Origin of the sequence: Streptomyces sp. WMMB303, assembly GCF_029351045.1 — a bacterium.
Classification (GTDB): domain Bacteria; phylum Actinomycetota; class Actinomycetes; order Streptomycetales; family Streptomycetaceae; genus Streptomyces.
In genome coordinates, this window is record NZ_JARKIN010000001.1 from 4,285,740 (window position 1) to 4,298,616 (window position 12,877).

Sequence of the window (12,877 nt, forward strand, 5' to 3'; positions counted from 1 at the left end):
TGCGGCGGGAGCACGGGCGCTCCGGCGGGCGGCGGGCACCCCACCGGAGCGGGCGCGGCTCAGGTGCCGGTGCCGGGCATGCGGCCGTTCCGGTCGGAGTCGGCGGCGGCGTCCGTCATCTCGTATTCGGTGCCGAGGAGCTTGGGTCGGCCCTTGCTGGGCAGGTAGGCACTGGAGAGGTGCAGCCAGTTCACGAAGAAGGAGGGCGCCGAGGTGTCGCCCACGTAGACCTTCATCGAGTCGGACGGGTGGATGGTGGCTGTCACCTGCGTGCCCCGGTCGTGTTCGCGGACCTCGGTGCTGAAGACGGCGAACACACCGCCGTCCTCGGTGCGGAGCGCGTGGAACTTCTCGTGTGTCGGCTCGCCACGGTTGAAGACCGCCTCGCCGTGCGGGTTGAGCAGCTTGTTCTGTCGCCCGGGGATCTTGCGGAGCGATTCGGTGGTCTTCGAGGTGCGGAACCCGTCCCGGGTGGAGCCCTGCTCGGTGTAAAGGTCGAGCAGTTCGTCGGACAGTGCGTCGGGGGAAAGCGCCCCGGCCTTCTTCGCCGTGTCCGAGACGGGCTCGACGAACCCCTTCTCGTCCTTGGCGAGCCGCGGCAGCCAGGTGGATTCGCTGTAGCTGCCGGCGACCATCTTCCAGTCGCCGCCCTGCTTCTCCATGATCAGGATGCCCGGGTACTTGCCCTTCTTCTCCCCCGCGTTCTTGGAGTACGCCACCATGGCGAACCAGTCGGCGGTCCCCTTGCGGGGCAGGTAGAACTTCCGGTCGACGTAGTGGAACGGCTTGCGGTAGTCGGCCCGTTCCGCTGCCGTCCAGTTCTTCTGCATCTTGTAGGTGGCCTTGCTCTGCTCGAGGACCGCTCCGCCCTCCACCGTGGAGAGCAGCCGGGGATCGGAGTTCTTGTTGGCCTTGTTGTTCACCTTCTCGTAGTGGTCGACGAGCTTGTCGGCCTGCGCCCGGGTGACGACGCCGACCGCGGGCTTGTGCTCTTCCTTGTCCGCCGGCTCGGCCGAGGATGCTGCCGAATCCGTCCCGGAACCGCCGCCGCACCCCGCCACCATGAGGATCAGAGTGCTCGCGCAGGCCATGCCCGAGATCCCCCGTACCGCATTCTTCATCGCACGCTCCCGTTGTCACTGTTGTGCGCTGGGAGTATGTCGGGTCAACTGCCCCTCGGCGGCGGGGTACTCACAACCGCACCAGCACCTCGTCCAACTGCTTGCGCTCCAGGTCCGGGACCCGGGCGCCGGGGGCCGGATAGCCGACGGGGATGACGTAGCCGCCGCGCTCCTCGGGCGGGCGGTCGCAGATCTCGTTGAGGAAGCGCATCGGGCTGGGTGTGTGGGTGAGCGTGGCCAGCCCCGCCTGGTGGAGGGAGGCGAGCAGGAAGCCGACGGCGATACCGACCGACTCCTTGGTGTAGTAGGGGCGCGGGGTGTGCGGTCCCTTGTGCACCTCGAAGACGACGAGGACGGCGGGCGCGGTCTCCAGGAACGGCTTGTGCTCGTCGGTTCCGAGCGGGGCGAGCGCCTCGAGCCATTCGTCCGAGGCGCGGCGCCCGTAGAAGGCGCGCTCCTCCTCCTCGGCGGCGGCGCGCAGCCGCCGCTTGCGCTCGGGGTCGGTGAGGACGACGAACCGCCAGGGCTGGACGTGTGCCCCACTGGGTGCGGTGGCGGCGGTGCGGACCGCCCACTCGAGGACTCCGTCGGGCACCGGGCGGTCGTCGAAGTCGCGGACGGTGCGGCGGCGCGCCATGACCTCGTGGAAGGACCTGGCACGCTCCTCCGCCTGCGGGGCGGGGACGTCCAGCGGCCGGAGCGGAACCGTGGGAAGCCGGCTCGGATCGGAAGCGGGGCTGGACTCACTGGTACGGACCATGCCCGCAGCACAGCACATCGCGACGCGCGGAAAAAGGCTTGCGGCACCGGAAGCGGGAACGTAACGTCTTCGGCGGTTCTGTTGCCGCTGTGAGGAGAGGCCGTTGCGTATCTGAGGTCTGAGACACCGTGTGCCCTGTCTGTGTGCCACGAGTGCGACCTCGGAAGCGAGTCGGCCGACTGCTGCCCCTCTCCTCTTCTGATCCCCGTCCCGGCGTAGCCGTCCGGGCCCGGTGTCTCCGTGTTGCTCATCCCACCGCGATGCGTCCTGGAGGCCCCTGTGACCACTTCCGCACCTTCCCTCAGCTGCTCCCGGCTGACCTTCTCCTGGCCGGACGGCACCCGGCTGCTGACCGATTTCGACCTGTCCGTCGGCCCCGGCCGCACCGGCCTGATCGGACTCAACGGCACCGGGAAGTCCACCTTGCTGCGGCTGCTGGCAGGCGAGCTGCGGCCGGACGCGGGAAGCGTCACGGTCCGGGGCGAGGTGGGCTATCTGCCGCAGAACCTCACCCTGGACACCTCCCTGCGGGTGGACGAGGCGCTGGGGGTCGCCCGCACCCGGGCCGCGCTGCACGCCATCGAGGCGGGAGACGTGAGCGAGGAGCAGTTCACCGCCGTCGGCGACGACTGGGACGTGGAGGAGCGTGCCCGCGTGACGCTGGACCATCTCGGCCTCAGTCACATCGGGCTCGACCACACCATCGGTGAGATGTCCGGCGGCGAGTCGGTACTGCTGCGGCTGGCCGCTCTGCTGCTGGCCCGGCCGGACGTACTGCTGCTGGACGAGCCGACCAACAACCTCGACCGGACGGCCCGCCGCCGGCTGCACGAGGCGGTCTCCTCGTTCCGGGGCGTGCTCGTCGTGGTCAGCCACGACCGCGAACTGCTGGCGCTGGTCGACCGGATCGCCGACCTGCGCGGCGGTGAGGTGACCTGGTACGGCGGCGATCTGGAGGCGTACGAGGCGGCGGTTTCCGCCGAACAACAGGCGGCCGAGCGGATGGTGCGCGCGGCCGAGACCGATGTGCGCCGCCAGCGGCGGGAGCTGGCCGAGGCGCGGATGAAGCTGGCCCGGCGGGCGCAGTACGGCAGCAGGCAGGCCGCTGCCGGGAGCGAACCGAAGATCCTGCTGGGCGCCCGCAAGCGTCAGGCGCAGGAGACGGCGGGAAGGCACCGCCTGCTGCACGAGCAGCGGCTGGACGAGGCGCGTCAGCAGTTGGAGGAGGCGTCCGAGCGGGTGCGGGACGACTCGGTGATCCGGGTCGACCTGCCCTCGACCGCGGTGCCGCGCGGACGGCGGGTCCTCGAGATGCGGGAGGTGGAGCTGCGGCACGGCCCCCGGATCGACCTCGATGTGCACGGGCCGGACCGGATCGCGCTCGTCGGCCCGAACGGTGCGGGCAAGACGACGCTGCTGCGGACCCTGGCCGGGCAGCTCCCGGCCGCCGCGGGTGAGGTGCACACGCATGTGCCGCTGCGCTATCTGCCGCAGCGGCTGACCGTGCTCGACGACCGGCTCTCCGTCGTGGAGAACGTCGCCCACTCGGCCCCGCAGGCCACCAACCAGCAGATCCGCGCCCGACTCGCCCGGTTCCTGCTGCGCGGCAAGCGGGCCGACCGTGCGGTGGGCACGCTCTCGGGCGGCGAGCGATTCCGGGCCGCGCTGGCCGCCGTCCTGCTGGCCGATCCGGCGCCCCAGTTGCTGATGCTGGACGAGCCGACCAACAACCTGGACGAGTCCAGCGTGCGGCAGTTGCGGGAGGCGCTGACGGCGTACGAGGGCGCCCTGCTGATCGCCAGCCACGATCTGCCGTTCCTGCGGGAGCTGAGTATCACCCGCTGGCTGGGGCTGCGGGACGGCACGCTGCTGGAGGCCGCTCCACAGGAACTCGGTCTCCTCCCCGCGGGGGACGACTGACCGGCGGTCTCATCCGGCGAGGGCGGCCAGCCGGGCGTCGGCGCGGGCGGGGGCGTAGCGGTCCTCGACGACCAGCGCCGCGGCACCGCTCAGGCCCGCGCGCTCACCCAGCCGGGAGGTGACCACGTTCAGGTGCGCGGTCGTACGGGGCATGGCGCGCTGGTAGAGCAGTTCCCGTACGCCGGTCACGAACGGGGTGCTCGCCAGGTCACCGGCGATCATCAGCACCCCGGGGTTGAGCAGGGTGACCACCGTGACCAGCACCTCCCCCACCAGCCGTCCGGCGTCCCGGGCCAGCCGCACCGCCTCCGGCCGGCCGGCGGCGAGGTGGTGGCGGACGCCGGAGCCGGAGGTGGTGGGCACGCCGGCGGCGGTGAGCTGTTGGGCCAGGGCCCGGCCGCTGGCGACGGCGGCGAGGCAGCCGTGGTTGCCGCACATGCACAGCGCCTCGGGAAAGTCGTGCAGCCGGATGTGCCCGATGTCGCCTGCGCCACCGTCCGTCCCTCGGTAGGGCTGCCCGTCGACGACGACGCCGGCACCGATCCCGGTGGCGACCTTGACCAGCAGGAAGGCCGCGCAGTCGGGGTAGCCGGCGCGCTGTTCGGCGTAGGCCATGAGGTTGGCGTCGTTGTCGACGAGGACGGCCGGAGGCGCCTCGGACCGCACGTGCGCGGCGTAGGCGGCCCGCATCCGGTCGGGCAGCGGGCAGCCGTCCCAGCCGGGCATGATCGGCGGCTGGACGACCATTCCGGAGGCGACGTCGACCGGGCCGGGTACCGACAGGCCGATGCCGCAGACGCGGGCCGGGTCCGTGCCGTGCTCGGCCAACAGCCCGGCGAACCACTGCGCCAGCCGGTCGAGCACCGTCTCGGGGCCGTCGCCGACGAGCATCGTGCCGGATGTATGGGCCAGCACGTTCCCGGCGAGGTCGAGCAGGCCGGCGGTGGCGTGCCGGGTACCGAGGTCGGCTGCGAGGACCACGGCATGCCCGGAGTCGAACTCCAGCCGCGTCGAGGGCCGCCCCCCGGTGGAGCCGGGCTCGGGCGCCGGCTCGCCCTCCCGCAGCCAGCCCGCGGCGAAGAGCTGGTCGAGCCGGTGGCCGACGGTGGATCTGGACAGCCCGGTGACCTGCTGCAGGGCGCCGCGGGTGGTGGCCCGGCCGTCCCGGATGAGCCGCAGCAGGTGGCCCGCGCTCGACTGGTTGCCGGTGGTGCCGGTCATGCTCTCCTCAGCTCTCGTCCGCATCACCGGCCCGCGGTCAGCGGCGGCCCGGTGGCGGGAACGGCAGGACGACGGGGACGGTCGGGTACCACCGCATCCTGCCATCAGCGCCGCTCAGCGGCCCCGACTCCTGGTTCCGTCGGCGAGTGACGCATCTCATCGTCAGTTATGCCTGTTCACAAGACGTAACTGCGAGGTATCTTCGACGAAACTCACGGGACCCCCGCGGCGCACGCCGTGGCAGCGGCGAAGGCAGGAGCGCGCGGGGCCCGACTACCGGACGTATGCCCTGTAGGCGGCGGCCGAGAGAACGCGAAGGGCGGAGCATGGTCAGGACGGCCTGCCGGGAGCGAACGCTGCCGGGCGACGAGCGGGAGGTGCTTCCCGGCCGGCGGAGGACGCCGGGCGGACGCACCCCGGCAGGCGACGCCCGGCCCGGCGGGGTGGCGCGGTGACCCCTCCACTGCCGTCGGCCGGTGTCGGCCCCGCCGCTGCACACCCCCGCACCACCGCCCCGCCGCCGCACCCGCACCACCGCGGACTGCGCCGCTCCGCCTACCGGGTACTGCTCGCCAACCGGGCCGGCACCTCCACCGTGCCCTCCCGTGAGCTCTATCCGCACCAGTGGAGCTGGGACTCGGCGTTCATCGCCATCGGGCTGCGCCACCTCTCCCCGGTACGGGCGCAGCAGGAGTTGGAGACGCTGCTGTCGGCGCAGTGGGGTGACGGCCGCGTCCCACACATCGTCTTCAATCCCGCGGTACCGCTCGACGCCTACTTCCCCGGCCCCGACTTCTGGCGCTCCTCCTCGGCGGGCACCGCCGCCGGGGCGCCGCACACGGTCGAGACCTCCGGTGTGGTGCAGCCGCCCGTGCACGCACTGGCCGCCTGGCTGGTGCACCACGCCGACCCGCACGCCTCGGCCCGGCGGGCCTTCCTGGCCCGGGTGTACCCGCGGCTCGCGGCCTGGCACCGCTACCTCGCCGAGCACCGGGACCTGGGCGGCGGCGGGCTGGCCGCCTCGGTGCACCCCTGGGAACCGGGTATGGACAACAGCCCGTGCTGGGACGGGCCGCTGGCACGGATCGAACCGGCGGACCCGGCGTCGTTCCGCCGCGCCGACCTCGCGCACGGCTCGGCGGGAGACCGGCCCACCGACCTGGACTACGGACGCTATGTCCGGCTGGCCGCCGAGTACCGGGAGCACGGCTACCGCGACACGGCAGCCGCCCACCCCTTCGCCGTGGAGGACCCGGGGTTCAACGCCCTGCTCATCGCCTCCGACTACGCACTGGCCCGGATCGCGGAGGAGCTGCACGGCGACGCCGCGCTCCACCGCGGGCGCGCCGCGTCCCGCACCGAGGCGCTGGTGCGGCGCCTGTGGTCGCCCCGGACCGGACAGTTCCACTGCCGCGACCTGCGGGCCGGGGCGGCTTCGGGCGGCGACGGCCACGGCGGCGCGCTGCTGCCCGAGCGCAGCGCAGCGGGCCTGCTGCCGCTGGTGGCGCCCGAACTGCCCCGGCCGCTGGTCGAGACGCTGCTGAGCACCGCCGAGGGTGACCACTTCGGCCTGGGCACCCGGGTGAGGCTGCTGCCCAGCTACGATCTGCGCGGCGCCGGCTTCGACCGGAACCGCTACTGGCGGGGTCCGGCCTGGTTCAACGTCAACTGGCTGCTGGAGCGCGGGCTCCGGGAGCACGGCGAGCACACGTGGGCCGAGGTGCTGCGCGCAGAGGTGCTGCACGCCGCGGCGGCCAGCGGTTTCGCGGAATACCTCGACCCGTACACCGGGCAGGGGCACGGCGCCCGGGACTTCAGCTGGACGGCCGCACTCGCCCTGGACCTGCTCGAGCGGGGCGCGGAGACCGCAGCGGCCGCGGACGACGCGAGTGCCGAGGGCACCGCCCCGGGACCGGGCGTCGCTGCCTCCGCGCCCGTACCCGCCCCGTCGCCGGTGCCCCCGTCCGAGAAGGGACCGTGACCGCATGACGGCGGCGATCGAGCACCGGCTGCTCGTGCACGACGGGACCTTCGCGGTGCTGACGGCTTCCGGGGACATCGCCGGGCCCATGGGGACGCTGCCGGCGGACGGGCTCTTCCGCCGGGACACCCGCCATCTGAGCCGCTGGCAGCTGACGCTGGACGGCGCCGCCCCCACCGTGCTGGTGCCGGCGCGGGACGACGGCGACCGCCTTCCGTCCGCCGCGGCGGACGGACTCGCCGAACCGGACGGCAGCACCGGTCACGGCGCGGTCGTCCTCACCCCGCACGGGACCCGCGAGGCCCCGCCCGCCTGCACGGTCTTCCGCGAGCAGGCCGTGGTGGACGGTGCGTTGACCGAGCGGATACGCGTGGTCAGCAACCAGGGTACGGCGGCCCCGATACGGGTGAGCCTGACCGTGGACGCCGACTTCGCCGACCAGAGGGAACTGCGCACGCCACGGCGGGAGTTCACCAGGCCGCACAGTGCGCGGAGCACCGTCGCCCGCCCGGACGGCGTCGAGTTCCACTACCGGCGGGGCATGAGCTGGCACACCCGCACGGTCGTCACCGCCGATCCCGCGCCCTGCGAGACGGCCGACGCGGAAGACCCCGAGGGCACTCCGGGCGGGCCCGACCGGACGGCCCGCAGGCTGAGCTGGCTCCTGGAACCGGCCCCGCACGCGGCGGTCGAGCTGCGGCTGTGCGTACGGACACTGCCGCACGGTTCTCCGGACGCGGCAGTCCCCGGCCCGGCCGAGGCGCCGGACCCGGCCACTGTGCGGTCCGAACTGGCGGCCGCACGGCATACGTTCGCCACCGCCGAGCCCCGCCCCGGCCTCCGCACCGGTCGGCCGGATCTGGCCCGCGCCTGCGAACAGGGCCTCGCGGACCTGGCCGGACTCTGCGTCACCGTCCCCGGATCGGACGGCGCCGCGCTGCGCGTGCCGGGTGCCGGAGCGCCCTGGTATCTGACTCTGTTCGGCCGGGACTCGCTCCTGACGTCCTTCTTCACGCTGCCCTACCGGCCGCTGCTCGCCGAGGCCACGCTGCTCGCGCTGGCGGCCACCCAGGACGGCGAGGCGGAACCGGGGCGGATCGCCGAGCCGGGGAAGATCCTCCACGAGCTGCGGCACGGTGAGCTGACCGCCTTCGGGCAGCTGCCGCACGAGCGCTCCTACGGCTCCGTCGACGCCACCCCGCTCTTCCTCGTCCTCCTCGGGGCCTACGCGGAGCAGCGGGGGGCCGCGGGAGTGCGGCTCGCCCGCCGTCTGGAGCCGCAGGCGCGGGCCGCGGTGCGGTGGATGTTCGACCGGGGCGGACTGACGGACCTGGGCTATCTGGCCTGCCGGGCGGGCGAGGTGGGAGGGGGCGACCGGAGCTGGAAGGACTCGCCCGGCGCGATCTGCGCGGCCGACGGCGCCCTGCCGACCGGCACCGTGCTGGTGGCCGAGGTGCAGGGCTACGCGTACGACGCGCTGTGCCGCACCGCCGAGCTCGCCCGTACGGTCTGGGCCGACCCGGGCTACGCGGGCACGCTGGAGCGGACCGCAGCGGGGCTGCGGGAGCGCTTCGGCGCCGACTTCTGGCTGCCCGAGCGCGGCTTCCCGCCGCTCGCGCTGGAGGAGTCGGGCCGGAAGCTGGATGCGCTCGCCTCCGACGCGGGGCATCTGCTCTGGTCGGGCATCCTGGGGCAGCGCCGGGGTGAGACGGTGGGGCGGCGGCTGCTGGAACCGGACTTCTTCTCCGGGTGGGGGGTGCGCACCCTCGCCGCCGGGCAGGCCGCCTACCATCCGCTCTCCTGTCACCGCGGCGGTGTCCAGCCGCAGGACAACGCGCTGATCGCGCTCGGTCTGGCCCGCTACAGCCTGCGGGCCGAGGCGGCCCGCCTCGCGGACGGGCTGCTGGCCGCCGCCGGGCGGAGCGGCGACCGGTTGCCGCAGGTGCTGGCCGGCTACCCCCGTGGGGACGTTCCGGAGCCGGTGCCCTCTCCGCACGGAGGTGTGCCGCGCGCCTGGGCGGCGGCCGCTCCGCTGGCCCTGCTGACGGCGCTGAGCCGGTGACTGCCCGGTGTCCGGCACCGTAGTGTCGCGGCATGACCGAGGTGACGGGGACGGCAGCGGGCAGCGCACGGCGGACCGGGGGCGTGGTCGTCCTCGGCGGCGGAGTCATCGGGCTGACCACGGCGGTGGTCCTGGCAGAGCGCGGAACGGACGTGCGCGTGTGGAGTCCGCGCCCGCCGGACGGGACGACCTCGGCGGTGGCCGGCGGCCTGATCTGGCCGTACCGGATCGCACCGGAGCGGCAGGCCCTGGACTGGGCGGTCCGCTCCTTCCGGCACTTCTCCTGGCTCGCCGAGCAGCCGCCGGCCACCGGGGTGCGGCTGGTACGCGGGCGCATGCCGGGCAGTACGCCGCCCGCGGAGTGGAGTGCGCTGACCGGTACGCCGCCGCGCGCGCCGCTGGTCGACATGCGGAGCTATCTGGGCTATCTGAGGGGCCGTCTGGAGGCCGCGGGCGCACGCTGGGAGCAGCGCGCGGCCGGTTCACTGACCGAGGCGGCGGGCGAAGCGGCCACGGTGGTGAACTGCAGCGGGCTCGGAGCCCGCGAACTGGTACCGGACCCAGAGATGCGAGCGGTACGCGGCCAGCTCCTCGTCGTGGCGAACCCGGGTGTCGAGGAGTGGTACGTCGCCGCGGGTGACGGCGCCCGGGAGACGACGTACCTCCTGCCGCAGCCCTACGGTCTGGTGCTCGGCGGGACGGCCGAGGACGGCGTCGAGGAGCGGGAGCCGGATTCGGCGACGGCTGCGGCGATCGTACGCCGGTGTGCCGCGGTCCATCCGGAGGTGGCGGAGGCCAGGGTGCTCGAACACCGGGTGGGGCTGCGGCCGTTCCGGCCCCGGGTCCGGCTGGCGGCGGAGCGGATTCCCGACGGGCGGGGAGGCACCGCGCTGTGCGTGCACAACTATGGGCACGGCGGCGCGGGCGTCACCGTCTCGTGGGGGTGCGCGGTGGACGCCGCCCGGCTGGTGGGAACGCCCCAAGCGCGCGGATGACATACCCGCGCCGGAGCGGTGGGCCGCCGCCGAACGGTGTTCCTGGGCGCGGCCGGATGACGCTGGTTGCTGTGGACATGCAATGTGACACGGGAGTACACACGTTCCGGAAGAAGTGATCCCTGTCGCAGATGAGTTGGAGGACTCGTGCGCCACAGATTGATCGTCCCGGGTGCGGCAGCGGCGGCCCTGCTGCTGCTCGCGGCCCCGGCCTCGGCGGCCGAACCGACTCCGGGAGCACCGGGCGCGGGCGACCCCTACTACCCGGACTACGGGAACGGCGGCTACGACGTCTCCCACTACGACCTTCGGCTCACCTACCGGCCGGAGACGGACGAACTGGCGGGCACCGCCACCCTGCTGGCCACCGCCGAGCAGGAGCTGTCCCGCTTCAACCTGGACTTCGCGCTGGACGTCACCGAGGTGCGGGTGAACGGGAAAAGGGCCCGCTTCGGCACCTCCGGGGCGCACGAACTGCGCATCACCCCGGCCGAGCCGCTCGCCGAGGGCGAGAAGGCGACCGTCGTCGTGCGCTACCACGGGACGCCCTCTGAGGTGAAGGTGGACGGCTTCACCTCCTGGCACCGCACTCCGGACGGCGGGGTCGCGGCCAACGAGCCCGAGTCCGCCTGGTGGTGGTTCCCCAGCAACGACCACCCCACCGACAAGGCCGGCTACGACGTCAGCGTCGCCGTACCCGAAGGCACCCAGGCCCTCAGCAACGGCACCCTCCAGTCGCAGCGCACCCGGGCCGGCTGGACACGCTTCAACTGGCGCTCCCGCGCCCCGCAGGCCACCTATCTGGCCACTCTGGCGGTCGGCAGGTTCGACATCACGACATCCGAGACCGACTCCGGGCTGCCCGTCATCAACGCCTACAGCGAAGATCTGGGCGAGCACGAGGGCGCGGCACGGGCCAGCGTGGAGCGGACCGCCGAACTGACCGAGTGGCTGGAGGGGTACTTCGGCAGCTACCCGTTCGACGCGCTGGGCGGCTATGTGCCCAACACCGACACGACCTTCGCACTGGAGACCCAGACCCGCCCCTTCTACAGCCCCGACGACTTCGCGGACGGCTCCAACACCTCCGTGGTCGTGCACGAGATGGCCCACCAGTGGTACGGGGACAGCGTCTCGGTGGAGGGCTGGAAGGACATCTGGCTCAACGAGGGGTTCGCGCGGTACGCGCAGTGGCTGTGGTCCGAGGACCAGGGCGAGGGCACCGCACAGGAGTTGGCCGACTACGCGTACGCCTCGCATCCGGCCGACGACGCGTTCTGGAAGGTCGCGCCGGGCGACCCCGGTCCTGACAACCAGTTCCACCGGGCGGTCTACGACCGCGGCGCCATGGCCCTGCAGGCACTGCGCAACAGGATCGGCGACAAGGACTTCTTCGCCTTGCTGAAGGGGTGGCCGAAGGCGCACCGGGGCGGGAACGCCGAGGTGGGAGACTTCGTCGCCTACGCGGAGAAGGTGTCCGGCAAGCCGCTGGCCGGGCTCTTCGACACCTGGCTGTACCAGCCTTCGAAGCCTGCCGCGCACGCGTCGGCCTTCACCACCGGCCGCACCCCGGAGCGCCCCCGCTCCTGGAAGCAGATCCACACCGGGGACCACCCGCGCCGCTGACCCGGCGCGTTCCGCCGGTGCTCCGCGCGGCCGGTCCCCGACGGAGCGCCCGGCCCTCCCGCCCGCGCCGGCGCGGGCGGGAGGGCCGGGCTCCGCCCTGACCGGGCCGTCCCTCGACCGGGCCGCCCCCGGCACGAGGTCAGCGGCGCTCCGCGCGGGCGCGGCGGGCGTAGGGCAGGTAGCGGAGGCGTTCCGGGAGGAGCGGGAGGGTATGGGCGAGCACCCGGCCGAGGCGGCGCAGCCGCCGCTCCTGACGCGAGGTCCAGGGCAGTCCCAGGACCTGGCGTGCCTCGGGCGGCATCAGCCCCACGGTCAGGAAGCGGCGGAGCCGGGCGAACCCGGGAACGACCAGCGGCCACAGCGCACGGACGGCCCACCGTACGGGCCGCGGCCCCCAGGGCGGCGGCGGGACGTCGGTGTTCAGCGAGGTCAGCTCGCGGACCACCCGGGTGGGTTCGATCTCCTCGGCCAGCATCCGGTGCCAGTAGGGCCAGAACTCCTCGCGCGTCTGCGGCATGTCCCGCTCGTGGATGCCCAGCACCCGGCCGACCCGGAGCCACTCGGCGTACAGCTGCCGCTCCTCGGCGTCGGTGTAGGGACGGCGGCCGAGGTAGCGCTGCGCGTGCCGGTAGGTGGGGAAGCCGGTGGCGTGCACCCACGCGTAGTAGGCGGGAGTCAGCGCATGGTAGCGACGGCCGTGCGCGTCGACGCCCTGGATGTGTTTGTGCAGCTCACGCAGTCTGCGCCCTTCCGCAAGACCCTCCTCACCGCCGTAGACCCACAGCAGGAAGCTGCCCACCGAGCGTTCCCCGCGGCCCCAGGGGTCGGTACGGAAGACGGAGTACTCGTCCACTCCGGCGCCGACGGCGGGGTGGGCGACCTGCAGGGTGAGCGCGGCGGGCAGCATCAGGAGCTGGCGGACCTCACCGACCACGTCCCACAGGATGCCGTCCGGGGGCGGAGGCTCCGGTCCGGCGCGCACTGACTGTCGTCCTTCGCTCGTATGCACGCTTCTCATGATGCCTCCGAGGCCCGCATGATGCTCTGTGGCACCGGTTCCGGCGCGGCGCGCGGAGGCGCGGAACGCGGGTGCGACGGACGGTACGGCGGAGCGGAACCGGTCGCGGATCTTCCGCCGCAGAACGCCCCAGTGTTACCTACTGATCACTAACTGACTTATATTGGTGCTCC

Annotated in this window: 9 protein-coding genes; 5 read left to right on the forward strand and 4 right to left on the reverse strand. The window is 73.3% G+C overall.

The window, feature by feature from the left end; all coding sequences use genetic code 11:
- Positions 1 to 59: 59 nt before the first annotated feature.
- Complete coding sequence (locus tag P2424_RS19095) at positions 60 to 1,121, reverse strand: hypothetical protein (RefSeq protein WP_276476961.1); 1,062 nt, start codon at positions 1,119 to 1,121, stop codon at positions 60 to 62.
- Between the two features lie 70 nt (positions 1,122 to 1,191).
- Complete coding sequence (locus P2424_RS19100; protein WP_276476962.1) at positions 1,192 to 1,881, reverse strand: nitroreductase family protein; 690 nt, start codon at positions 1,879 to 1,881, stop codon at positions 1,192 to 1,194.
- Between the two features lie 279 nt (positions 1,882 to 2,160).
- Here P2424_RS19100 and P2424_RS19105 point away from each other — a divergent pair, with 279 nt between their 5' ends.
- The gene (locus P2424_RS19105; protein ID WP_276476963.1) at positions 2,161 to 3,801 is read left to right on the forward strand and encodes an ABC-F family ATP-binding cassette domain-containing protein; all 1,641 of its coding nucleotides are present in this window, start codon (positions 2,161 to 2,163) and stop codon (positions 3,799 to 3,801) included.
- A 9-nt stretch (positions 3,802 to 3,810) separates the two neighbouring features.
- Here the strand turns inward: P2424_RS19105 and P2424_RS19110 are convergent, their stop codons facing one another.
- Positions 3,811 to 5,022 (reverse strand): ROK family protein, encoded by a 1,212-nt coding sequence (locus tag P2424_RS19110; RefSeq protein ID WP_276476964.1) that lies wholly within the window; start codon positions 5,020 to 5,022, stop codon positions 3,811 to 3,813.
- A gap of 541 nt (positions 5,023 to 5,563) precedes the next feature.
- Between P2424_RS19110 and P2424_RS19115 the strand changes: the two genes are divergently transcribed.
- The 4 genes from P2424_RS19115 (at position 5,564) to P2424_RS19130 (ending at position 11,686) form a co-directional block, all read left to right on the forward strand.
- Positions 5,564 to 7,003 carry a hypothetical protein gene (locus P2424_RS19115; protein ID WP_276479030.1) on the forward strand — a complete coding sequence of 480 codons (1,440 nt, stop codon included), beginning with the start codon at positions 5,564 to 5,566 and terminating at the stop codon, positions 7,001 to 7,003.
- 4 nt (positions 7,004 to 7,007) lie between these two features.
- Complete coding sequence (locus tag P2424_RS19120) at positions 7,008 to 9,065, forward strand: glycogen debranching N-terminal domain-containing protein (protein WP_276476965.1); 2,058 nt, start codon at positions 7,008 to 7,010, stop codon at positions 9,063 to 9,065.
- Between the two features lie 32 nt (positions 9,066 to 9,097).
- A complete protein-coding gene (locus tag P2424_RS19125; protein ID WP_276476966.1) occupies positions 9,098 to 10,060 on the forward strand; it encodes an FAD-dependent oxidoreductase in 963 nt (320 codons plus the stop codon).
- Positions 10,061 to 10,207: 147 nt separating this feature from the next.
- Positions 10,208 to 11,686 carry a M1 family metallopeptidase gene (locus P2424_RS19130; RefSeq protein WP_276476967.1) on the forward strand — a complete coding sequence of 493 codons (1,479 nt, stop codon included), beginning with the start codon at positions 10,208 to 10,210 and terminating at the stop codon, positions 11,684 to 11,686.
- A gap of 139 nt (positions 11,687 to 11,825) precedes the next feature.
- Here P2424_RS19130 and P2424_RS19135 read toward each other — a convergent pair whose 3' ends face one another.
- Positions 11,826 to 12,704 carry an oxygenase MpaB family protein gene (locus tag P2424_RS19135; RefSeq protein WP_276476968.1) on the reverse strand — a complete coding sequence of 293 codons (879 nt, stop codon included), beginning with the start codon at positions 12,702 to 12,704 and terminating at the stop codon, positions 11,826 to 11,828.
- Positions 12,705 to 12,877: the final 173 nt, after the last annotated feature.